This is a genomic window from Xenorhabdus bovienii SS-2004 (assembly GCF_000027225.1).
In the GTDB taxonomy this organism is placed as follows: domain Bacteria; phylum Pseudomonadota; class Gammaproteobacteria; order Enterobacterales; family Enterobacteriaceae; genus Xenorhabdus; species Xenorhabdus bovienii_C.
The window spans coordinates 1,751,229-1,772,764 of the sequence record NC_013892.1; the positions used below are offsets into that span (position 1 = coordinate 1,751,229).

Annotated in this window: 17 protein-coding genes; 8 read left to right on the forward strand and 9 right to left on the reverse strand. The window is 47.5% G+C overall.

The genetic code is table 11. From position 1 onward, the window contains the following. Positions 1-146 precede the first annotated feature (146 nt). Complete coding sequence (gene rapA / locus XBJ1_RS07675; protein WP_012988290.1) at positions 147-3,056, forward strand: RNA polymerase-associated protein RapA; 2,910 nt, start codon at positions 147-149, stop codon at positions 3,054-3,056. A 134-nt stretch (positions 3,057-3,190) separates the two neighbouring features. Then, positions 3,191-3,844 carry a bifunctional tRNA pseudouridine(32) synthase/23S rRNA pseudouridine(746) synthase RluA gene (rluA, locus tag XBJ1_RS07680; protein ID WP_012988291.1) on the forward strand — a complete coding sequence of 218 codons (654 nt, stop codon included), beginning with the start codon at positions 3,191-3,193 and terminating at the stop codon, positions 3,842-3,844. Between the two features lie 6 nt (positions 3,845-3,850). Here rluA and djlA read toward each other — a convergent pair whose 3' ends face one another. Then, positions 3,851-4,660 (reverse strand): co-chaperone DjlA, encoded by an 810-nt coding sequence (gene djlA / locus XBJ1_RS07685; protein ID WP_012988292.1) that lies wholly within the window; start codon positions 4,658-4,660, stop codon positions 3,851-3,853. Positions 4,661-4,842: 182 nt separating this feature from the next. Between djlA and lptD the strand changes: the two genes are divergently transcribed. The 6 genes from lptD to apaH all read left to right on the forward strand — a co-directional run bounded on the left by lptD (position 4,843) and on the right by apaH (position 11,582). Further along, on the forward strand, positions 4,843-7,176 hold the full coding sequence (gene lptD / locus XBJ1_RS07690; RefSeq protein ID WP_012988293.1) for an LPS assembly protein LptD: 2,334 nt from the start codon (positions 4,843-4,845) through the stop codon (positions 7,174-7,176). A gap of 75 nt (positions 7,177-7,251) precedes the next feature. Further along, positions 7,252-8,559, forward strand: coding sequence for a peptidylprolyl isomerase SurA (gene surA / locus XBJ1_RS07695; RefSeq protein ID WP_038198666.1), 1,308 nt, complete (start codon positions 7,252-7,254; stop codon positions 8,557-8,559). After that, on the forward strand, positions 8,546-9,538 hold the full coding sequence (gene pdxA / locus XBJ1_RS07700) for a 4-hydroxythreonine-4-phosphate dehydrogenase PdxA (RefSeq protein WP_173346396.1): 993 nt from the start codon (positions 8,546-8,548) through the stop codon (positions 9,536-9,538). Before surA ends, pdxA begins: the two co-directional genes overlap by 14 nt. Beyond that, complete coding sequence (rsmA, locus tag XBJ1_RS07705; protein WP_012988296.1) at positions 9,531-10,355, forward strand: 16S rRNA (adenine(1518)-N(6)/adenine(1519)-N(6))-dimethyltransferase RsmA; 825 nt, start codon at positions 9,531-9,533, stop codon at positions 10,353-10,355. The genes pdxA and rsmA overlap by 8 nt, the downstream gene beginning before the upstream one ends. Before the next feature lie 28 nt (positions 10,356-10,383). Further along, positions 10,384-10,761: a Co2+/Mg2+ efflux protein ApaG gene (apaG, locus tag XBJ1_RS07710; protein WP_012988297.1), complete on the forward strand. Its 378-nt coding sequence runs from the start codon at positions 10,384-10,386 to the stop codon at positions 10,759-10,761. A gap of 2 nt (positions 10,762-10,763) precedes the next feature. Beyond that, positions 10,764-11,582 (forward strand): bis(5'-nucleosyl)-tetraphosphatase (symmetrical) ApaH, encoded by an 819-nt coding sequence (gene apaH, locus XBJ1_RS07715; protein ID WP_012988298.1) that lies wholly within the window; start codon positions 10,764-10,766, stop codon positions 11,580-11,582. A 116-nt stretch (positions 11,583-11,698) separates the two neighbouring features. On the opposite strand, the gene folA is transcribed toward apaH, so the two are convergent. From folA to nudF, 8 genes are all read right to left on the reverse strand, one after another. Beyond that, positions 11,699-12,184, reverse strand: a complete 486-nt coding sequence (gene folA / locus XBJ1_RS07720) for a type 3 dihydrofolate reductase (RefSeq protein WP_012988299.1) — start codon at positions 12,182-12,184, stop codon at positions 11,699-11,701. Between the two features lie 259 nt (positions 12,185-12,443). Continuing rightward, a complete protein-coding gene (ftsP, locus tag XBJ1_RS07725; RefSeq protein WP_012988301.1) occupies positions 12,444-13,865 on the reverse strand; it encodes a cell division protein FtsP in 1,422 nt (473 codons plus the stop codon). A gap of 278 nt (positions 13,866-14,143) precedes the next feature. Continuing rightward, positions 14,144-14,875, reverse strand: a complete 732-nt coding sequence (locus XBJ1_RS07730) for a 1-acylglycerol-3-phosphate O-acyltransferase (RefSeq protein WP_012988302.1) — start codon at positions 14,873-14,875, stop codon at positions 14,144-14,146. 88 nt (positions 14,876-14,963) lie between these two features. Next, entirely contained in the window at positions 14,964-17,219 is a 2,256-nt protein-coding gene (parC, locus tag XBJ1_RS07735; RefSeq protein WP_012988303.1) for a DNA topoisomerase IV subunit A, read from the reverse strand. Positions 17,220-17,273: 54 nt separating this feature from the next. Beyond that, the gene (gene parE, locus XBJ1_RS07740; RefSeq protein ID WP_012988304.1) at positions 17,274-19,169 is read right to left on the reverse strand and encodes a DNA topoisomerase IV subunit B; all 1,896 of its coding nucleotides are present in this window, start codon (positions 19,167-19,169) and stop codon (positions 17,274-17,276) included. A 75-nt stretch (positions 19,170-19,244) separates the two neighbouring features. Next, on the reverse strand, positions 19,245-19,853 hold the full coding sequence (gene yqiA, locus XBJ1_RS07745; protein ID WP_012988305.1) for an esterase YqiA: 609 nt from the start codon (positions 19,851-19,853) through the stop codon (positions 19,245-19,247). Beyond that, positions 19,853-20,692, reverse strand: coding sequence for a 3',5'-cyclic-AMP phosphodiesterase (cpdA, locus tag XBJ1_RS07750; RefSeq protein ID WP_012988306.1), 840 nt, complete (start codon positions 20,690-20,692; stop codon positions 19,853-19,855). Before cpdA ends, yqiA begins: the two co-directional genes overlap by 1 nt. Before the next feature lie 104 nt (positions 20,693-20,796). Beyond that, positions 20,797-21,432, reverse strand: a complete 636-nt coding sequence (gene nudF / locus XBJ1_RS07755; RefSeq protein WP_012988307.1) for an ADP-ribose diphosphatase — start codon at positions 21,430-21,432, stop codon at positions 20,797-20,799. Positions 21,433-21,536: the final 104 nt, after the last annotated feature.

Below are 21,536 nucleotides of genomic sequence, written 5' to 3' on the forward strand. Positions count from 1 at the left end.
TTACGACCTCGTTTCCAAAAAACGAGCGATGAAAAGTGTCGTTGAAAACTATCCCTATCGATAACCAATGATGATCGATATCCAACAAAAGCAGCCATCCTGCAACCATAAATAACATTGTCTAACAGAAAACTGAGCCAAAATTTATGCCATTTACCCTTGGTCAACGCTGGATAAGCGATACAGAAAGCGAACTTGGATTAGGAACAGTCGTAGCGCTTGATACGCGCATGGTGACGTTACTTTTCCCTGCCAGCGGAGAAAACCGCCTTTACGCACGCAATGATTCACCCATTACCCGCGTTATGTTTAATGCGGGCGATACCCTGACCAGTCATGAAGGCTGGAAACTCAAGGTCGATGAAGTTCAGCAAGATAATGGCCTGTTAATCTATATCGGTACTCGTCTGGATACTGAAGAGGAAAATATCACCCTGCGAGAAGTTTTTCTGGATAGTAAGCTGACGTTTAATAAGCCCCAGGATCGTCTGTTTGCCGGTCAGATTGACCGAATGGATCGCTTTGCGCTGCGTTTCCGCGCCCGTAAACATCAAAGTGAGCAATTTCGTCTGGCTGAAAGTGGGCTGCGTGGCATTCGCGCCAGCTTAATCCCTCACCAGTTGCATATTGCCAATGAAGTCGGCAAACGCCACGCTCCCCGTGTGCTGCTGGCCGACGAAGTCGGATTAGGTAAAACCATCGAAGCTGGCATGGTTATTCACCAGCAACTCATGGCCGGTCGTGCTGAACGTGTGCTGGTCATCGTGCCGGAAAGCCTCCAGCACCAATGGCTGGTAGAAATGCTACGCCGTTTCAACCTGCGCTTTTCCCTGTTTGATGATGGTCGTTATTCCGAAGCCCTGCACGATAGCGATAATCCATTTGAAACAGAGCAGTTGATTATCTGTTCTCTGGATTTTGTTCGCCGTAATAAACAGCGTTTTGAACATCTGCTGGAAGCGAGCTGGGATTTAATGGTCGTCGATGAGGCTCATCATCTGGAATGGAGCGAAAAAGCACCAAGTCGCGAATATCAGGTCATTGAAGAGTTAGCCGAGCAGATCCCATCCGTGCTGCTGCTGACAGCAACACCCGAGCAATTAGGACAGGAAAGCCATTTTGCCCGTCTGCGTCTGCTCGATCCCAATCGTTTCCACGATTATCAGGCGTTTATTGATGAACAGCAGACGTACCGTCCGGTCGCTGATGCCGTCACCCTGCTGCTGTCTGGCGAAACACTGAACAATGACCAGCAGAACCTGATTGTCGAACTGATTAGCGAGCAGGATATTGAACCTTTGCTGAAAGCGGCAAACAGTCATCAGGATGAAGAGAGTGAAAAGTCCCGCCGTGAACTGATCGCTATGTTGATGGATCGCCACGGTACCAGCCGCCTGCTGTTCCGTAATACCCGCAGCGGCGTCAAAGGCTTTCCACACCGTGAACTGCACGAAATCAAGCTACCATTACCCGCTCAATATCAGACGGCAATCAAAGTGTCTGAAATCATGGGTGCCAAAAAATCCGTAGAAGCGCGCGCTAAGGATATGCTCTACCCGGAGCGGATCTATCAGGAGTTTGAGGGCGAAAATGCGACATGGTGGAACTTCGATCCCCGTGTGGAATGGCTGCTTGGTTTTCTGCTGGCAAACCGTGATGAAAAAGTGCTGGTGATCTGTGCCAAGGCAGAAACTGCCCTGCAACTGGAGCAGGTGCTACGCGAACGTGAAGGTATCCGCAGTGCCGTGTTCCACGAAGGGTTATCTCTGTTAGAACGCGACCGTGCCGCAGCTTATTTCGCTTCCGAAGATGAAGGAGCGCAAGTGCTGCTCTGTTCTGAAATTGGTTCTGAAGGGCGTAACTTCCAGTTTGCTAACCAGCTTGTCATGTTTGATCTGCCTTTCAACCCAGATTTGCTGGAACAACGCATTGGTCGCTTAGATCGTATCGGCCAAAGCCGGAATATCAAGATCAGCATACCTTATCTGGAAAATACCGCGCAATCGATTCTCCTGCGCTGGTATCACGAAGGTCTGAATGCCTTTGAACAGACCTGCCCAACCGGTCGCCCCATCTATGACAAATATTATGAAACTCTGGTGAATTTCCTTGCCAAGCCAAACGAACAGGCTGGCTTCACGCCATTCATTGCTGAGTGTCGTGAGCATCATGAGCAACTCAGGCAGGAGCTGGAGCAAGGCCGTGACCGTCTGCTGGAAATGAATTCCAATGGTGGCGAGCAGGGACAAAAGCTGGCAGAAACCATCGCCGCACAGGATAACGATACAGATCTGGTGAGTTTTGCTCTGAATTTGTTCGATATCATTGGCATTAATCAGGAAGATCGCAGCGACAATATTATTACCCTGAATCCATCCGATCATATGCTGGTGCCGGATTTCCCTGGCTTACCGGCAGACGGTTGCTCAATTACGTTTGATCGTGAAAAAGCCTTGTCCCGCGAAGATACCCAATTCCTGAGCTGGGAACACCCGATCATCCGTAACGGCTTAGATCTGATTTTGTCTGGAGATACCGGAAGCTGTGCCGTTTCCATTCTGAAAAACAAAGCACTGCCAGTCGGAACGCTGTTGGTTGAGTTAATTTACGTTGTTGAAGCCCAAGCGCCGAAACACCTGCAATTAACCCGCTTCCTGCCACCAACACCAGTGCGCCTCTTAATGGATCTGAAAGGAACCAATCTGGCACCTCAAGTGGAATTTGAAAGTTTCAACCGCCAGCTAAATGCCATCAATCGCCATAATGCCAGTAAACTGGTCAGCGCGGTGCAAAAAGAAGTTCACGCTATTTTGCAGCAATCTGAACCGCTGGTGGAACAACAAGCCCGTGAGGTGATTGAAAAAGCGAAAAAAGAGGCAGATAACGTGCTGTCTGCTGAGTTGTCACGGCTGGAAGCGCTGAAAGCGGTTAACCCAAATATCCGTGATGATGAGCTGGAAGCGGTTGACTCTGAACATAAGCATCTGCTGCTCAATCTTGATCAGGCAAATTGGCGTCTGGATGCCATTCGCCTGGTGGTGGTCTCTCATCAATAAATAGCCACTAATAAATAGCCAATCCTGAAATACGGGGCGATCTCGATGAGATGCCCCTGTATTTTAATCTCACACCGTAAATCATATGCTGATAAAATCTGCCCCGTCATTTTTTCGACCCAACTGGAGCTACTATGCTGGAATCTTATAATCCCCCGACTGATCCCTGGTTACACGTGCTTTATCAAGACGAGCACATTATGGTCGTTAATAAACCCAGTGAGTTGCTTTCTGTACCGGGCAAAGCAGAGGACCATAAGGACAGTATCATGACGCGGATACAGGCCGAGTTTCCAACGGCTGAATCTGTTCATCGACTAGATATGGCAACCAGTGGTGTCATGGTTGTTGCACTGACCAAAGCGGCTGAACGTGAGCTAAAACGTCAGTTTCGTGAACGTGAGCCGAAAAAAGTCTATATCGCCCGGGTATGGGGAAAATTAGAACGGGAAAAAGGTCTGGTAGATTTACCACTGATCTGCGACTGGCCGAACCGCCCGAAGCAAAAGGTCTGTTTTGAAACCGGAAAATCGGCACAGACAGAGTATCAAGTGCTGGAATATGAAGCTCAGGCCACTCGCGTCAGGCTTGCTCCCATCACTGGGCGATCCCATCAGCTACGTGTACATATGCTGGCGCTTGGCAACCCCATTCTGGGGGACAGGTTCTATGCTCATCAGCAGGCAAGAGAACTGGCACCTCGCCTGCAATTACATGCACAAGAGTTGTCGATTACTCACCCGGCCTACGGCACTCCGATGCATTTTGAATGCAAGGCCGATTTTTGACAGGTGTTATTTAAAACCTTTTTCTTTTTTAATTAAATCATAAGCGGATTGGATGGACTGTGCTTTCTGTTTGGCAATATCCATCATTTCTGGCGGTAAGCCTTTTGCCACCAGTTTATCGGGATGGTGTTCACTCATCAGTTTTCGATAAGCCCGCTTAATGACTGTCGCCTCGTCATGTTCCTTAACACCCAGCACCTTGCAGGCATCTGCCAGAGTCGCCCGCGGCTGCCCATGCTCCTGATAACGGCCATGCTGCTGATATTGCCCACCAAAATGGCGGCCACCTTCCATCATGGCGAGGAATTGTTCAAATTGAGGACGAGAAATACCCAGTTCTTCAGCAATAACAAACAACACTATTCTTTCATTAGGATGCAGTTCGCCATCTGAAAACGCAGCCTGTAACTGAATTTCCAAAAACATCCGAATCAGGTCAAAACGCCCAAAACAGGCACGTCGCAATTGCCGAAGTGTTTCACGCAGAGGAAACCGGAGCTGCTTACCCTCACGAAACGCCTGCTGTGCGGCAACCCTTGCATCACCATGTAACTGCATCCTATCCATCAACTGGCTGGCGAGCTGGATATCCGTTTCTGTCACCCGGCCTTTTGCTTTGGTCAAATGCCCCAAGACCTGAAAGGTACTGCGAAAAAACAGTGCCTGCCGGGTTGGGCCTTTGTCAGAAAGTCTTTGATTGCGCATCCTGACTTTATCAAGTACATGACCGAGCAACAGGCCAATCACTATGCCCCAAAAGCCAGCACCAGAAGCAATACCAAATATCAATCCAAATAATTTTCCCCAATACTGCATATACTCTTCAATTCCTCAATGCCCTGAGCGCAATTTTGCATTATCATACTATTCATTAAGCTCCGTGCCTAACAGCAAGATTAGTAAAGTTTAACTTTACTCTGGCGCATATTTATCAAGTGCGTTAGTCTCTGAGCGTTTGCCGGCATGATGCCACTGATGACGGAACCGCATAACTATATATGAATAAATGTTATCCCACTCTGCTGGCCACAATGGTATGGGCAGCAATTTACAGTCAGCAAGCACATGCTGACCTTGCAGCACAGTGTATGCTGGGCGTACCTGTATACGATAAACCCATTATCACGGCTGATCCCAACCAAATTCCCGTTAACATTAAGTCTGATGATACACACGGTGAATATCCCAATGCGGTCGAATTTGTCGGCAATGTTGATATTCGACAGGGGAATAAAACGCTGACAGCCGATAAAGTGCGGCTCGAACAAACACAAGATGAAGTTCCTGTCAGGACCGTGACCGCAACAGGCAATGTTAACTATGATGACCCTCAGATTATTTTGAAGGGGCCTCGTGCCTGGTCTAACCTGAACAATAAAGATACGGACATGGAACACGGCAAATACCAAATGGTTGGCCGTCAGGGGCGCGGTAGCGCAGATAAGTTGATGGTGCGCGATGAAAACCGCTATACCATTATGAATAATGGGATATTTACCTCATGTCTGCCGGGCAACGATAGCTGGAGCGTTGTTGGCTCCGAAGTTATCCTCGACCGTAAAGAAGAAGTCGCTGAGATCTGGAATGCCCGTTTCAGGGTGGCCAACGTGCCGGTATTTTACAGCCCATACCTGCAACTCCCCATTGGTGACAAACGCCGTTCTGGTTTTCTGATCCCCAATGCCAGCTACTCCAATAAAGAAGGCTTTCAATTCAAGCTGCCGTATTACTGGAATATTGCCCCCAATTACGATGCCACCATTACGCCAAATCTGATCAGTAAACGGGGTCTTAAGCTGGATAACGAGTTCCGTTATTTAACAAAAGCCGGGGCGGGTACAGTAGCTTTTGATTGGCTTGGTCATGATCGCCTGTATGCAGATGATAAAAAACTTGATAAAAATCTGTCAGATCGGGAGAGCAATAACCGCTGGTTATTCTACTGGAACCACAGTGGCGTACTCAATCAAGCATGGCGTTTCAGTGCCGATTACACCAAAGTTAGTGATCCCAAATATTTCACTGATTTTACCTCGCAATACGGCACCAGTACCGACGGTTATGCCACCCAGAAATTCAGTATTGGCTATGCCCAACAGAACTGGGATGCAACCTTGGCAAGCAAGCAATTCCAGATCTTTACTGCCGGAAAAAATAGAAAAGCTTACCGTGCAGAGCCTCAACTTGATCTGAATTACTACAAAAATGATCTGGGGCCGTTTGATTTCCGAACCCACGCTCAAATTGCCAAGTTCACCAGCGTAGGCAAAGATTACCCAGAGGCAACACGTTGGCATGTGGAACCGACTATCAATCTGCCGCTCTCCAATCGCTGGGCAAGCCTCAATAATGAATTTAAATTGATGGCAACCCACTATCAGCAAGATATTCCTGCCACGACACAGAACTCTACGCTAGAGAAATCAGTCAACCGTGTCCTGCCACTGTTTAAATCCGATGCGAAAATGGTGTTTGAGCGCGCCATGTATATGAACAAGTATTACACGCAGACGCTGGAACCCCGGGTTCAGTACCTTTATGTACCTTATAAAAATCAAGATAATATCAACAACTTCGATTCTTCCCTATTGCAGGCTAACTATTCCGGATTGTTCCGGGATCGCTTCTTCAGTGGGCTGGATCGCATTTCATCTGCTAATCAGTTTACCAGTGGCATCACCACCCGCATTTATGATGAAGATTTAGTTGAACGTTTTAACCTATCCGTAGGTCAAATCTACTACTTTGAAAGTCCGCGTACCCAAGATACTGACCTCAAAGACTCAACCAAAAAAAGTACAGGTACGACAACATGGGCCGGAGATGTTGAGTGGAAAATCAATGATTCATGGGGATTTAAAGGGGGTATGCAATACGATACCCGTCTGAACAGTGTGGCAATGGGCAATACGGTGCTGGAATATCGCCGTGATGCTGAACGTCTGGTACAGTTGAATTATCGTTTTGTTAACCGCGACTATATTCAGGCTACGCTTGGAAGCCAAGCGCCGTCATTCCAGCAGGGCATTTCGCAGGTCGGGCTAGTGGCAAGCTGGCCGCTGGCGGATCGTTGGGCGTTCGTAGGTTCGTATTATTACGATACCAAAGAGAAACAGCCGGCAAGCCAGCTGGTTGGCCTCCAATACAACACTTGCTGCTGGGCGGTGAGTGTCGGTTATGAACGTAAAATCGTCAGCTGGAAGGACAACAGCAGTGAATATGACAACAAATGGTCATTCAATGTTGAACTTCGTGGCTTAAGTAGCAATCAAAGTTTGGGTAGCCAGAAGATGCTGGAGAGAGGTATTCTGCCTTACCAGCGCGCATTCTGATACTGATAAACATGATGCAAACACAATGTAAACACAATAACCCCGCCAAGGCGGGATTGATATGATGGGAAACGTATGAAGAACTGGAGAGCACTCATTCTCGGATTGATGTTTTCAGTGAATACTGTCGCAATGGCAGCACCACAGGAACTCAATAGGGTTGCTGCCGTTGTCAACAATGGTGTCGTACTGGAAAGTGATGTCGACGAGCAATTACAATCCGTTAAACTCAGTGCAAAACATGCTGGTCAGCAAATACCAGATGAAAAAGCCTTGCGTCACCAGATCCTTGAGCGTTTAATTATGGATGACATCATTTTGCAAATGGCAAAACAGATGCAGATCACTATCCCCGATCAAGTCCTGGATTCCACCATCGCAAACATTGCCGCCCAGAACCATATGGGTCTGGACGAATTGAAAAAAAATCTGACTGCCGAGGGTCTCAATTTTAATACCTACCGCAATCAGATCCGCAAAGAGATGATTATTGCCGAAGTACGCAATAATGAAATTCGTCGCCGCGTCACGATCCTGCCACAGGAAGTTGAGGCGCTGGCCAAAAATCTTAGCAGCGAAAATAATCAGAATACCGAGTTGAATGTCAGCAACATTCTGATTCCATTGCGAGAAAATCCAAGTCAAGCACAGGTAGAAAAAGCGACGGCGATCATAAACAAGATTTTATCTGAGCTCAAAAATGGTGCCGATTTTGGTAAGCTGGCTATCACCTATTCCGGCGATACACAGGCCCTGAAAGGCGGCAATATGGGTTGGAGAAAATTGCAGGAATTACCTTCTCTGTTTGCAGAACAGCTCCAGTCAGCGCATAAGGGACAGATTATTGGCCCAATCCGTTCCGGCGTTGGTTTCCATATCCTGAAAATTAATGATATCCGCGGTAGCAATATGCCACAGGTTGCGGCCACTGAAGTTAATGCCCGCCATATTCTGCTGAAAACTTCACCTATCATGACCGATGATCAAGCCCGCAGCACTCTGATGAAACTCAGAGAAGAAATCTTAAGTGGTAAAACCACATTTAATGCAGCAGCGGAGAAGTATTCTGAAGATCCGGGCACAGCCATGCGTGGTGGTGAACTGGGCTGGAATGTGCCAAGTACTTATGCGCCAGCTTTCCGTGATGCCTTAGTGAAACTTAAAAAAGGTGAGCTCAGCCAGCCTGTTCACTCTACTTTCGGCTGGCACTTAATCCAACTGATTGATACCCGCAAGGTTGACAGAACAGACTCGGCACAGAAAGATAATGCCTACCGCCTGCTGTTAAACCGTAAACTCGGTGAAGAAACACAAAACTGGATGCAGGACTTACGTGCCTCCGCTTATGTGAAAGTTTTAGATGGTAGCGATGCACAACAATAAACCCATCATTATCACCCCCGGCGAACCAGCCGGGGTTGGCCCTGATTTAGTCATTGCCCTCGCACAAAAAGAGTGGCCTATCCAACTCGTTGTATGTGCTGATCCTGAGTTAATGCTCTTACGAGCCAAGCAACTCAACCTACCCCTTCAACTACAACCTTACTCCCCTGAATACATTTCCCCAACACAGGCCGCCGGAACCCTGACTATTCTGCCCGTTTCCCTCCATTCACCTGTCATTGCCGGTGAATTGAACCGGGAAAACGGTATTTATGTCACGGAAACGCTGGCAAAAGCCTGCGAGGGTTGTCTGAATGGCGAGTTTTCTGCACTGGTGACAGGCCCGGTTCACAAAGGTGTCATCAACGAGGCAGGGGTTCCTTTTACCGGACATACTGAGTTTTTTGCTGACCACAGCCAATGCTCAAGAGTCGTCATGATGCTGGCAACAGAAGAGCTACGGGTGGCGCTGGCAACAACGCATCTGCCGATTATGGATGTTCCCAAGGCAATTACGTTTGATTCACTGAGAGAAGTAGTCACTATTCTCAATCATGATCTGAAAACCAAATTCGGTATCCGCCGCCCCCATATCTATGTTTGTGGCCTGAATCCACATGCAGGGGAAGGTGGACACATGGGGCATGAAGAAATCGACGTGATCATTCCCGCATTGGACAGCCTGAGGGCAGAAGGTATCTGGCTAGAAGGGCCGCTGCCGGCCGATACCCTGTTCCAGCCTAAGTACTTGGATCATGCTGATGCCGTACTTTCGATGTATCACGATCAAGGGTTACCCGTGTTAAAATATCAAGGTTTTGGCAGAGCCGTGAATATCACTCTCGGACTGCCATTTATCCGAACGTCTGTCGATCACGGCACAGCTCTAGAGCTGGCAGGGACAGGCCAAGCAGATGTGGGAAGTTTTATTACCGCATTAAATTTAGCAATTAAGATGATACAAAACAGTAATGAATAATAAAGTCCATCAAGGGCACTACGCCCGTAAACGCTTCGGGCAAAACTTTTTAACCGATCAATTTATCATTGAAAGTATTGTCGATGCGATGAACCCACAGCCTGGTCAGGCTATCGTGGAAATAGGCCCTGGTCTGGGTGCACTGACCGAGCCAGTGGGTGAACGCATGGATAAAATGACTGTCGTCGAACTTGACCGTGATCTGGCAGCTCGTCTGCATGTTCATCCTAAGCTAAAAGATAAGCTGACTATCATTCAGCAGGATGCGATGACCGTTGATTTTGGCCAACTGGCCAAGGATCAGGGACAATCCCTGCGTGTATTTGGTAATTTGCCTTATAACATCTCTACGCCATTGATGTTCCATCTTTTCAGCTATGCTGATGCTATCGCTGATATGAGTTTTATGCTGCAAAAAGAAGTGGTGAACCGTCTGGTCGCTGGGCCTGGCTGTAAAGCCTACGGGCGTTTGAGTGTAATGGCACAATATTACTGTCAGGTTATCCCTGTTCTTGAAGTACCACCTACGGCATTTACGCCAGCCCCCAAAGTGGATTCAGCCATTGTGCGTCTTATGCCGCACAAAGCTATGCCTTATCCGGTTAAAGACATTCGCATGTTAGCCCGAGTGACTACTCAGGCATTTAACCAACGGCGCAAAACTATCCGCAATAGCCTTGGCGATCTCTTTTCAGTTGAGCAATTATCTGAACTGGGCGTTGATCCGGGCACACGGGCTGAAAACATTTCTGTCGAGCAATACTGTAAGATGGCAAGTTGGTTATCATCTCAAGCAAAAACTGCCCGAAATCAATAAACAGCCATTACAGTAACAGGAGGCATTTATGCTCAACGAACCAAGAATTCATATCCAAGTACAGAGTACTTACGTAGAAAGCCAATCAGAACCAGAGCATCAGCGTTTTGTGTTTGCTTATACAATATCAATTCACAATCTTGGGCATTCCCCCGTGCAACTTATCAGCCGTTATTGGCGTATAACCAACAGTGATGGACACCGAACAGAAGTTCAGGGAGAAGGGGTTGTAGGAAAACAACCCGTTATCCTTCCTGGAACAGATTATCGCTACAGCAGCGGGACTATTCTGGAAACGCCTTTAGGCACAATGGAAGGCCATTATGAAATGCGTGATCATGATGGGCGTCCATTTCGTGTCGCCATTCCGGTGTTCAGACTGGCTATTCCAACACTGATAAATTAACTATGGCTACATACCTTATTGGCGATATTCACGGCTGCTATCATGAATTTCGCGCTTTATTACAACAAGTTTCTTTTCATCCCAGCAAAGATACATTATGGCTCACGGGCGATCTGGTCGCCCGTGGCCCTTATTCGCTGGAAGTGCTTCGCTTTATCAAGCAACTCGGCCCAGCGGTTAAACTGGTCTTGGGCAACCATGACCTTCATTTACTGGCCGTTTACGCCAAAATCAGCCGTAATAAGCCGAAAGACCAACTGGATAAATTACTCTCAGCACCGGATGTTGATGATTTAATTAATTGGCTAAGAAAGCAGCCAATGCTACAGATTGATGATGAACTAAAACTGGTCATGGCACATGCAGGATTAGCACCCCAATGGGATCTAGACACCGCCAGAATATGTGCCCGTGAAGTGGAAGCCATTCTCCGCAGTGACAGCTATCCTTTATTTCTCGATGCTATGTACGGTGATATGCCCAATAACTGGGATCCCGAACTGAGCGGGCTTGCTAGATTGCGTTATAGCACTAATGCACTGACACGAATGCGTTACTGCTTTCCAAATGGTCAGCTGGATATGATCTGCAAATCTAAACCCGAAAATGTTTCTGCCCCACTAAAACCCTGGTTTGAATTGCCGTGTAACATCCCTGAAGAATATTCTGTTGCATTCGGTCACTGGGCTGCACTGGAGGGCAAAGGTACGCCTGCCGGCATCTATGCGCTGGATACGGGCTGCTGTTGGGGAGGTAAATTGACAATGATGCGTTGGGAAGATAAGCAGTATTTCAGCCAATCATCATTGCTAAATCGTTAATGAGCCTACGGAATAAAACCTGTGACGCCGGAGTGCCTTGCGACACTCCGTAGATGAAATTTGATTTGTTGTGCTGACTACAACTGTTTTTTGTGATTGTTTTTTACTGCTGCCGCTCATTCACGGCGTTCTAGAATTTCGAAGCAATAGCCATGTGAGTTGTGCTCGTCTGCATCATGATATTCGGTAAAGACTGAATTCCACTCATCGGGTGCGTAATCGGGGAAATGGGTGTCACCAATGACTTCCGCATCAATGTGAGTCAGATACATACGGTGAGCCAGAGGAATAAACTGCTCATAAATTTTGCCTCCCCCCATTACCATAATTTCATCAACATCACCCGCTGCGGCCAAAGCCTCTTCGATAGTGCGAACCCAAGTGACACTATCATCACGTGCTGGCTGACTGCTTATCACGATATTCAAGCGTCCCGGTAAAGGGCGTCCTATCGATTCGTAAGTTACCCTCCCCATCACAACCGATTTTCCGAGTGTATTGCGTTTGAACCAGGCTAAATCACCTGGCAGAGTCCACGGCATGGCATTTTCCATACCAATAACTCGATCCATAGCCATCGCAGCAATCAAGCTGATATTCATTAGGTCACCTTACAGGCAAATAAATAGTATGAAAATTTTGGACACTATACGGAAAGGGCTACTCTCAGTCGATAAGATTAGCAATTTATTCAGAACAAATAGTGAGTTCATGCACTACGTTTCAGGCAAGTAATCACGCCATCAGGAACACTCAGATTTTCTGAAATAACAGCCCCATCTGCTCTGACAGGGCTTTGAGGCACTTTTATTATTCCAACATCAGGCAAAGCAATGGTGGTTATTATTATTGGCTTTTTCCTTAGCTCGTGGCTGGAGTGACAACCATTTGGCCAGCCACTCCGTCATCCGCCATTTCCAATATTTGACTGTAGTACTTGAAAGGAAAGATCTCATAAGACGGCTGCATCATATTAACCAGTAATTCGGTTCTACCCTCAATCCAAACCGTATCTTTCCAGCCATAATCTTGTGGAAATGGTCGATTTCCATTATGGCTGATGACCTTGAATCTCCCCCCTTGAATATGGAAAGGCTGTGGAACTGAAGTAGTGACTACCCAGCGCTCCCACGCACCTTGCTGGCTGCTGATGTCGATTCGATTCCTATTCAACAATACCCCATTGATCCCCTGAGTCGCATCCCCCAAAACAAACTGACGATTATGAATGGATGAGTTAATTTCCGTAGTATCCGCCACGAGCTGCGTCGGTAATTGATCTGTCACGAGAGAAAGCAGCCCACTGGCCTTGATAGTCAGGACGGTCGTTGACAACAATTTGGTTGAAGACTCAAACAGCCCTTTCAGGCGGTCAAGCATGCCTGCCGATTCTCCTGCGGTAATGGCTACGCTATCCACTTTCGACATATCGACCAAAACCTCACGGCGCTCCCCTGGAGCAAGTGACAATTGCTGTACCGTCACAGGAGCAGGCAACAATCCCTGATCAGTACCTACCATATAGAAAGGACGGTCATCACTGAGTTGCAATTGATATCGGCGGGCATTGGAAGCATTCAATAAACGTAATCTGACCCAGCCTCTGGCAACCTCAATAAAAGGGTTTTCAACACCATTAATAAGCAATGTATCGCCAAGAAAACCTTGATTGATCGCCGGGTTATACTGAGGTACACCAAAATTATCTAACCGCTTGTCCTGCAAAATGACAGGAAAATCGTCAACGCCATAATTTTTGGGTAGAGGTAAGCTGCGGCTGTTTTCATCTTCCACCAACCACATACCTGCAAGCCCGGCATAAACATGCTGTGCCATCCGGTTTGGCGTGTTGGCATGATACCAGCAAGTCGCTGCCGGCTGATTAATAGGGATAATCGGAGACCAATTTTCATTTGACGATATCAGGCGCGCCGAGCCTCCTACCAATGTCCCGGGAACCAACAACCCTCCTACAGTCATTGATACAGGTTCAGACAAACGATTGCTATATATCAGCTTGACGTTATCCCCTTTACGAACCCGAATGGTTGGCCCTAAATATCGCCCATTGATTCCCCAAACTTGCACCTTATTTTTGCCATCAAAAGACCAATGCGTCTTTTGCAGGGCTAAAAACAAGGGTTGGCCACCACGGGATTCCAGTAAAGGGGGGATCGGCAGTGCCGTTTGTTGATATTTATTGGCCCGAACCGCAAAAGGGAGCGCACCTAAACACATTGCCAAACCAGAAGCCTGTATAAATTGGCGCCGACTCAGTGACATATTTTCTCCACGACAGGAATAGCAATCCCCAAATGATTGCTTATATGAACGCAAGCACTTCACAATTCAAATAATTACTGGGATGAATTACCCAATATTTAGGCTATTGGGATTGATTTTTCTACAGATTGCGTTTAATAAAAACACTAACTTATTAAACGCAATCATATCGCGAATAAAGTGCAAACTCTAAAACTATCTTAAATTTATAGCCAGAATCCGTCCAAAGAGCAGGAGAAGATAGGTTATGAAATTAAGTCTAACCAACAGCAATTTGATTATTTGCGCTTATCCATTACTTCGACTTCGTTATTCAGCTCTTCAATTCTGGCTTGCATCATTTGACGGCAATGCTCTGCCAGCTGGCGAACCTGATCTTTAGTATATTTCGTCGTATCAATAGGGGGCAGCATTTCAACAATGACAGTGCCATTATTCCAGCGATTGAATTTGATGCGATCATGTGTGGAAGAAACACAGACTGGCACGATGGGTACGCCGGCTGCAATCGCCGCATGAAAAGCACCTGTTTTGAAAGGCAGCAGACCACGGCCACGGCTGCGGGTGCCTTCTGGGAACATCCAGACAGAAATATGCCTTTTTTTGATTTGTTGAACAACCTGTGAAATTGTGCCGTGTGCTTTTGAGCGGTTTTCTCTGTTGATCAAAATATTGCCCGTCAGCCAGTAAAGCGGACCAAAAAAGGGAATGAATAACAGGCTTTTTTTACCCACGGTTACAGTGCGGGGCTGCACGGCATTCGACATGGTGACCATGTCGTAATTATTCTGATGATTACCGATGTAGATGCTTGGCCCATATTGCTTCGCTTCTTCAGGAATGCGCTCCAGCATCTTAATGCCAAATATTTTGTGCAATTTGCCAAATGCATGACCAAAGGTCATGACATGACTCGGATTACGGGGGCTGAATAAACAGTAGATACTACCAAATAGACATATCAGGATTGATAACAGAAAAACAATAATTCCACGAATGATTGCTAACATAGCCGCCTCTTATAAAGCAGGCCAGAATAAATCTGGCCTGCTATTGTGATTGTTGTGTAACAAAAATCGTTTTGTTACTGCCTTCGGCCTATGACCGGGGCATTTCCACTTCAATACGCTCAACACGCTGTAATCCACGTGGTAACGAGGTTCCCTTGCGCCCTCTCTCAGCCCGGAACTTCTGTAAGTCTTCTGGACGAAGCAGTAACTTACGCTTGCCAAAGTAGAGCGTGATTGAGGATTGTACTGGCAAGACTAACAACCAGCTCAACATATCTTCCCCTGATGCCGCCTGTGCTGCAGGAATGGAAACAATTTTATTGCCCTTGCCTTTCGAAAGCTGAGGAAGATCCGCCACAGGGAACATCAGCATACGACCCTCTTTAGTGATCGCCAACAACATATCATCCTGCTCGTTGGTAATCTCCAGTGGCTGCATGACCTTAGCATTTTCTGGCAGGGTTATAAGCGCCTTACCCGCACGGTTTTTAGCTATAAGGTCACTGAATGTACAGATAAAACCATAACCCGCATCAGATGCCATCAAGAATTTCTGCTCTTCTTTAGCTATCAGAAGATGCTCAATAGATGCTCCCGCCGGTAATGCCAATAGTTTACCCGTCAGCGGTTCACCCTGCCCTCTGGCAGAGGGCAAATCCAACGGATCAACGGAATAACTGCGCCCTGTCGTATCGATAAAGACGACGGGCTGGTTGCTCTTACCACGTGCTGCACTACGGAAGCTGTCACCCGATTTGTAATTCAAACCAGCAGGGTCGATTTCATGCCCCTTAGCACTGCGTACCCAGCCCATTTCTGACAGCACAACCGTAATCGGCTCTGAAGGCAGGATATCGTGATCACTCATCGCTTTCGCTTCAGAACGTTCTTTCAGCGGAGAACGGCGATGATCTCCATAGTTCTCAGCATCAGCAATAATCTCTTTTTTCAGCAGAGTACTCAGCTTACGCTCAGAACCGAGGATCGCCTGAAGTTTGTCACGCTCTTTTGCCAGTCCATCCTGCTCGCCACGAATTTTGACTTCTTCCAGCTTAGCCAAGTGACGCAATTTCAGTTCCAGAATCGCTTCGGCTTGGGTTTCAGTTAGTTCAAAACGTTGCATTAACACTGGCTTTGGTTCATCTTCATTGCGAATGATCTGAATCACTTCATCAATGCTGAGATAGGCCTTCAGCAAACCGTCCAGGATATGCAGGCGCTTAAGGACTTTTTCCAACCGATAATTCAGGCGATTGCGCACAGTCTCTCGGCGGAAAACCAACCATTCGCTGAGGATCTCAACCAAACCTTTAACGTTGGGACGGTTATCCAGTCCGATCATGTTGAGGTTAACGCGATAACTTTTTTCCAGATCGGTTGTCACAAACAGGTGGTTCATCACCTGCTCAACATCGACACGATTGTTTTTAGGCACAATCACCAGCCGGGTCGGATTTTCATGATCGGATTCATCACGCAGATCATCGACCATCGGCAGTTTTTTCGCCCGCATCTGGCTGGCGATCTGTTCCAGCACTTTCGCACCCGATACTTGGTGTGGCAGCGCCGTAATAACAACATTACTTTCTTCTTTTGACCACACCGCACGCATACGCACCGAGCCACGGCCATTTTTGTAGATCTTGCGGATATCTTCTTTTGACGTGATGATTTCCGCTTCTGTCGGATAATCCGGCCCTTTGATGTATTCCATTACATCATCAAGCGAACAATTGGGATTATCCAACATAGCAACCAACGCACTGACTACTTCACGGACATTATGCGGCGGGATATCTGTCGCCATGCCGACGGCAATACCCGTTGTGCCATTCAGCAGGATATTCGGCAGACGCGCAGGCAGCATTTTCGGCTCTTGCAACGTGCCATCAAAGTTTGGCACCCAATCTACCGTACCGTGACCAAGTTCACTCAGCAGTAATTCTGCATATTTGGATAAGCGGGATTCGGTATAACGCATCGCCGCGAAGGATTTCGGATCATCCGGAGCCCCCCAGTTACCCTGACCATCCACCAGTGGATAGCGATAAGAGAAAGGCTGTGCCATTAATACCATCGCCTCATAACAGGCGCCATCGCCATGTGGATGGTATTTACCGAGCACGTCACCAACGGTACGGGCAGATTTCTTGAATTTAGCGCTGTTGCTCAGCCCCAGCTCCGACATCGCATACACAATACGGCGCTGAACAGGTTTTAAACCATCACCGATAAAAGGCAGCGCCCTGTCCATGATGACGTACATGGAGTAATTCAAATAGGCGTTTTCGGTGAATGTGTGCAGCGGCTGGCACTCCACACCATCGTGAGTTATCTCACTCATGTATTAATTTCCTCAGAATCTGTGTTGACTACCTATGCGCTCTATATCTCGGCGCTATACTTCAATATCGATGGAATTTCCCTTCTCCTGTAGCCAATTACGGCGATCTTCCGAGCGTTTTTTCGCCAGAAGCATATCCATGACTGAGAAGGTTTCCTGATAATTGTCATCGTCGATAGTCAATTGCACCAGACGGCGAGTATTGGGATCCAGTGTAGTTTCACGCAACTGTATTGGGTTCATTTCCCCCAACCCTTTGAAGCGCTGAACATTCGGCTTACCACGTTTACGACTTAAACGTTCCAGTATGGCGCCTTTTTCCCCTTCATCCAGTGCATAATGCACTTCTTTGCCAAGATCAATGCGATACAGTGGCGGCATCGCCATATAGACATGCCCACGTTTCACCAGAGTAAGGAAATGGCGGACAAACAGAGCACACAGCAGCGTTGCTATATGCAAACCATCGGAATCCGCATCCGCCAGTATGCAGACTTTGCCGTAACGCAATTGGCTGAGATCATCACTGTCCGGATCGATCCCAATAGCGACAGAAATATCATGCACTTCCTGCGAAGCCAGCACTTCATCCGAAGAGACTTCCCATGTGTTCAAGATCTTCCCGCGCAGTGGCATGATCGCCTGATATTCACGATCACGGGCCTGCTTGGCAGAGCCGCCTGCGGAATCTCCTTCCACCAAAAACAGTTCGGTAAGTTTCAGATCCTGCGAGGTACAATCCGCCAGTTTGCCTGGCAGAGCGGGGCCATTGGTCAGCTTTTTGCGCACGACTTTTTTCGCAGCCCGCATTCTGCGCTGTGCGCTGGCAATCGCCATTTCAGCAAGTTGTTCCGCGTCTTGGATATGCTGGTTCAGCCACAGGCTGAAGGCGTCTTTCACCACACCGGAAACAAAGGCCGCAGACTGACGTGAAGAGAGGCGTTCTTTGGTTTGGCCGGCAAATTGGGGATCTTGCATTTTGAGAGATAACACGTAAGCACAGCGATCCCAGATATCATCGGCAGAGAGTTTAACTCCGCGCGGCAATATGTTGCGGAATTCGCAAAATTCACGCATAGCATCCAGCAAACCTTGGCGCAAGCCATTAACATGAGTTCCGCCCTGTATGGTCGGGATCAGGTTAACGTAACTTTCGGCCAGCAATTCACCGCCTTCTGGCAGCCAGAGCAACGCCCAGTCAACCGCTTCGGTATCACCGCGTAATACCCCTACGAATGGTGTCTGCGGCAATGTCACCAACCCATTGACGGCTTCCAGCAGATAATCAGTCAGACCATCGGCATAGCACCATTTTTGTTCTGTACCCGCGAGCTTATCTTTAAAGACAATCTCAACACCCGGACACAATACCGCCTTTGCTTTCAGCAAGTGGGTCAAACGCGATGCAGAGAAACGAGGGATATCGAAATAACTCTCATCCGGCCAAAAATGGACACTCGTCCCCGTATTACGTTTCCCACAACTGCCGATGACTTCCAGTTCCTGCACTTTATCGCCACTTTCAAAGGCAATCTGATGGACTTGGCTGTCACGGCGAACCGTCACTTCCACCCTTCTGGATAAGGCGTTGACCACAGAGATCCCAACACCATGCAGGCCACCGGAAAACTGATAATTTTTATTGGAGAATTTCCCCCCTGCATGCAGACGAGTGAGGATCAACTCAACAGCAGAAACTTTTTCTTCAGGATGGATATCAACCGGCATACCACGGCCATCATCTATCACTTCCAGAGACTGATCGCTGTGAAGGATCACTTCAATATGTTTCGCGTGACCAGCCAGAGCCTCGTCCACGCTGTTATCGATCACTTCCTGTGCAAGATGGTTCGGACGGGTGGTATCGGTGTACATTCCTGGACGGCGACGAACTGGCTCCAGGCCACTGAGGACTTCAATGGCCTCTGCGTTGTAACTAGATTGAGTCATGTTGTAATTCTGTCGGTTGCTTCGTGATTAAAGGGCTAATCAGTACTGATATATACTGTTGATAATACCAGTCACTTACTTATTTTTGGCAATTTTTTTGTTATTGCCACTGGTTAGCCCCAAGAAGTTGATGATTTGAGGGAAATAATGTTCGAAACCAATAAAAGCATGATTCCCACCTGATTCGACTGTCTGCCTGCATTGCATCAGGTAAGCAATGGCCTGACGATAATCCAGTATTTCATCTCCTGTCTGCTGCAATAACCAGATAAGATCTGGCGATTCCAGCGGGTCAATGTGCATCACTTTGAGATCATAAATGTGACTTTGCTGGAGAGTATACCGCTCTTCGGTATAGGGATTCACGTTTTCCCCAAGATAATTCTGAAGAAGGTCAAATGGGCGTACCGCAGGATTGACGACTACGGCAGGCAGGCCAAAGCATTGTGAAAGCCAGATAGCCAGATAACCACCAAACGAAGAGCCTACCAGACCGATATTTTCGCCGGCGCGAGTCATTACCAAATCTTCCAGCAAACTGGCCGCGTCTTCAGGATAAGAAGGCAATTGTGGCACGAGCATGTCGATTTCCGGGTGCTGCTGGTGTAACCACATTTTCAGCGCATTTGCTTTCGCAGATTGTGGCGAACTGTTGAAACCATGTAAATAAAGTAACGTTGACATTAATACCCGTCCGAAGCTAAATCCGGGCAAAATTCATTACTCTTCAGCCTGTGAACCTGCGTTTGCAGTTTCGCTTCCCGATTGTCAGCCACAGACAGTTCAAGATAACGCCATCCCGGAGCCACTGTATCAAGCATAAAATTAGTACAATGTGGCTTAAATTGCATACAGGTTGATGGCGTTGCCATAACACGGATGCCATTCCACATTCTATCCAGCTCCTGATGAATGTGCCCGCACAATATCGCTTTTACCTGTAGTTTATCCTTCAGGGATTCTGCCAGAGCCGGGGCATTGCGTAAGCTATGCTGATCCAGCCATGTGCACCCAGATGGCACGGGATGGTGATGAAGCATCACAATCGTATTGCGATCATTATGCTTATCCAGACATTTTTGCAACCATTCAAGCTGGTAATCCGTCAATTCACCATGAGGAACGCCCTGCACCTGACTATCCAACATAACCAGCTGCCAATGCTGCCCAATGAGTACCTGTTTGGAAGGTGAAATTCCTGCCGCCGCCAGCACATCGACCATTGCCGGCTGATAATCGTGATTACCGGGCAACCAAACACAGGGAGCAGGCAGACGGGCAATACCTTCAGCAAAATTCTGATAGGCGCCGATCGTCTGATCCTGAACCAAATCACCTGTGGCAACGATCAAGTCAATATCAATACTCTGCTCAAGGATCGCATCCAGTACAGCATGGTAACTGCGGTAGGTATTGATGCCCAGTAGCGAATCGCCTTTACTGGCGAAAAGATGCGTATCAGTGATTTGCAGTATTCTGGCTGTGGCTCCCTCCGCCACAGGTACTTTAAGCAGGCTTTCCAAATGGTTTCCTTTTCCTGTCAGTCATAAGAATTATTCTAGCGCTTCTTTACAAAAAAGATCTGCTGACTGGGACACACTTCCCGTTTTCCAGCATAAATTAGGAACTATTTTCCTAACCATGCTGTTTTGAGCTTTTCATGGTGCAGAGCTAACCATTGTATTGCAATAACCGAAGCCGCATTATCGATAATCCCTTCTTCCACCCACAGGTAGGCCTGCTCACGGCTGACAACCAGAACCCGAATGTCTTCATGTTCATCAGCCAGCCCATGTATTCCTGACGCCGTGGCAGCATCAACTTCACCGACAAAGATCGCCATGCGTTCTGTCGTTCCTCCCGGGCTGGAAAGGTAGCTCAGGGCAGGCTGACAACGTTTGACTTCAAGACCGGCCTCTTCCATCGCTTCCCGGCGAACGACCTGCTCAACGTCTTCGCCTTCTTCAATCATGCCGGCAATCACTTCCAACAACCAAGGCGTTTCACTCGTTTCAATAGCTGGAATGCGGATCTGTTCAATCAAAACTACTTCGTCACGTACCGGATCATAAGGCAGCAGAACAGCCGCATGACCCCGTTCAAAAACTTCCCGTTTGATGTTATCGCTCCATCCTCCTCGAAACAGGCGATGCCTGAATTGATACTCGGTCATTTTGAAAAAACCACGGTAGAGCGTTTTTCGGGAGATAATTTCAACATCCTGCGTCGTAAACGTGAGCGGTGAAACGAGATTTTCACTCATAAAGTCTCCTAAATATTTTTTTAATTGCCTATCATTAAAATGTATTTTTCCAGATTGATCTAAATAAATTCGCTTTGATGATACAAACACGCCGAAAAATAAGG

What these genes read in the sequence shown, in the direction of transcription:
- rapA (WP_012988290.1), top strand. Translation starts at nt 147, where the DNA reads ATGCCATTTACCCTTGGTCAACGCTGGATAAGCGATACAGAAAGCGAA.
- rluA (WP_012988291.1), top strand. Translation starts at nt 3,191, where the DNA reads ATGCTGGAATCTTATAATCCCCCGACTGATCCCTGGTTACACGTGCTT.
- djlA (WP_012988292.1), bottom strand. Translation starts at nt 4,660, where the DNA reads ATGCAGTATTGGGGAAAATTATTTGGATTGATATTTGGTATTGCTTCT.
- lptD (WP_012988293.1), top strand. Translation starts at nt 4,843, where the DNA reads ATGAATAAATGTTATCCCACTCTGCTGGCCACAATGGTATGGGCAGCA.
- surA (WP_038198666.1), top strand. Translation starts at nt 7,252, where the DNA reads ATGAAGAACTGGAGAGCACTCATTCTCGGATTGATGTTTTCAGTGAAT.
- pdxA (WP_173346396.1), top strand. Translation starts at nt 8,546, where the DNA reads ATGCACAACAATAAACCCATCATTATCACCCCCGGCGAACCAGCCGGG.
- rsmA (WP_012988296.1), top strand. Translation starts at nt 9,531, where the DNA reads ATGAATAATAAAGTCCATCAAGGGCACTACGCCCGTAAACGCTTCGGG.
- apaG (WP_012988297.1), top strand. Translation starts at nt 10,384, where the DNA reads ATGCTCAACGAACCAAGAATTCATATCCAAGTACAGAGTACTTACGTA.
- apaH (WP_012988298.1), top strand. Translation starts at nt 10,764, where the DNA reads ATGGCTACATACCTTATTGGCGATATTCACGGCTGCTATCATGAATTT.
- folA (WP_012988299.1), bottom strand. Translation starts at nt 12,184, where the DNA reads ATGAATATCAGCTTGATTGCTGCGATGGCTATGGATCGAGTTATTGGT.
- ftsP (WP_012988301.1), bottom strand. Translation starts at nt 13,865, where the DNA reads ATGTCACTGAGTCGGCGCCAATTTATACAGGCTTCTGGTTTGGCAATG.
- XBJ1_RS07730 (WP_012988302.1), bottom strand. Translation starts at nt 14,875, where the DNA reads ATGTTAGCAATCATTCGTGGAATTATTGTTTTTCTGTTATCAATCCTG.
- parC (WP_012988303.1), bottom strand. Translation starts at nt 17,219, where the DNA reads ATGAGTGAGATAACTCACGATGGTGTGGAGTGCCAGCCGCTGCACACA.
- parE (WP_012988304.1), bottom strand. Translation starts at nt 19,169, where the DNA reads ATGACTCAATCTAGTTACAACGCAGAGGCCATTGAAGTCCTCAGTGGC.
- yqiA (WP_012988305.1), bottom strand. Translation starts at nt 19,853, where the DNA reads ATGTCAACGTTACTTTATTTACATGGTTTCAACAGTTCGCCACAATCT.
- nudF (WP_012988307.1), bottom strand. Translation starts at nt 21,432, where the DNA reads ATGAGTGAAAATCTCGTTTCACCGCTCACGTTTACGACGCAGGATGTT.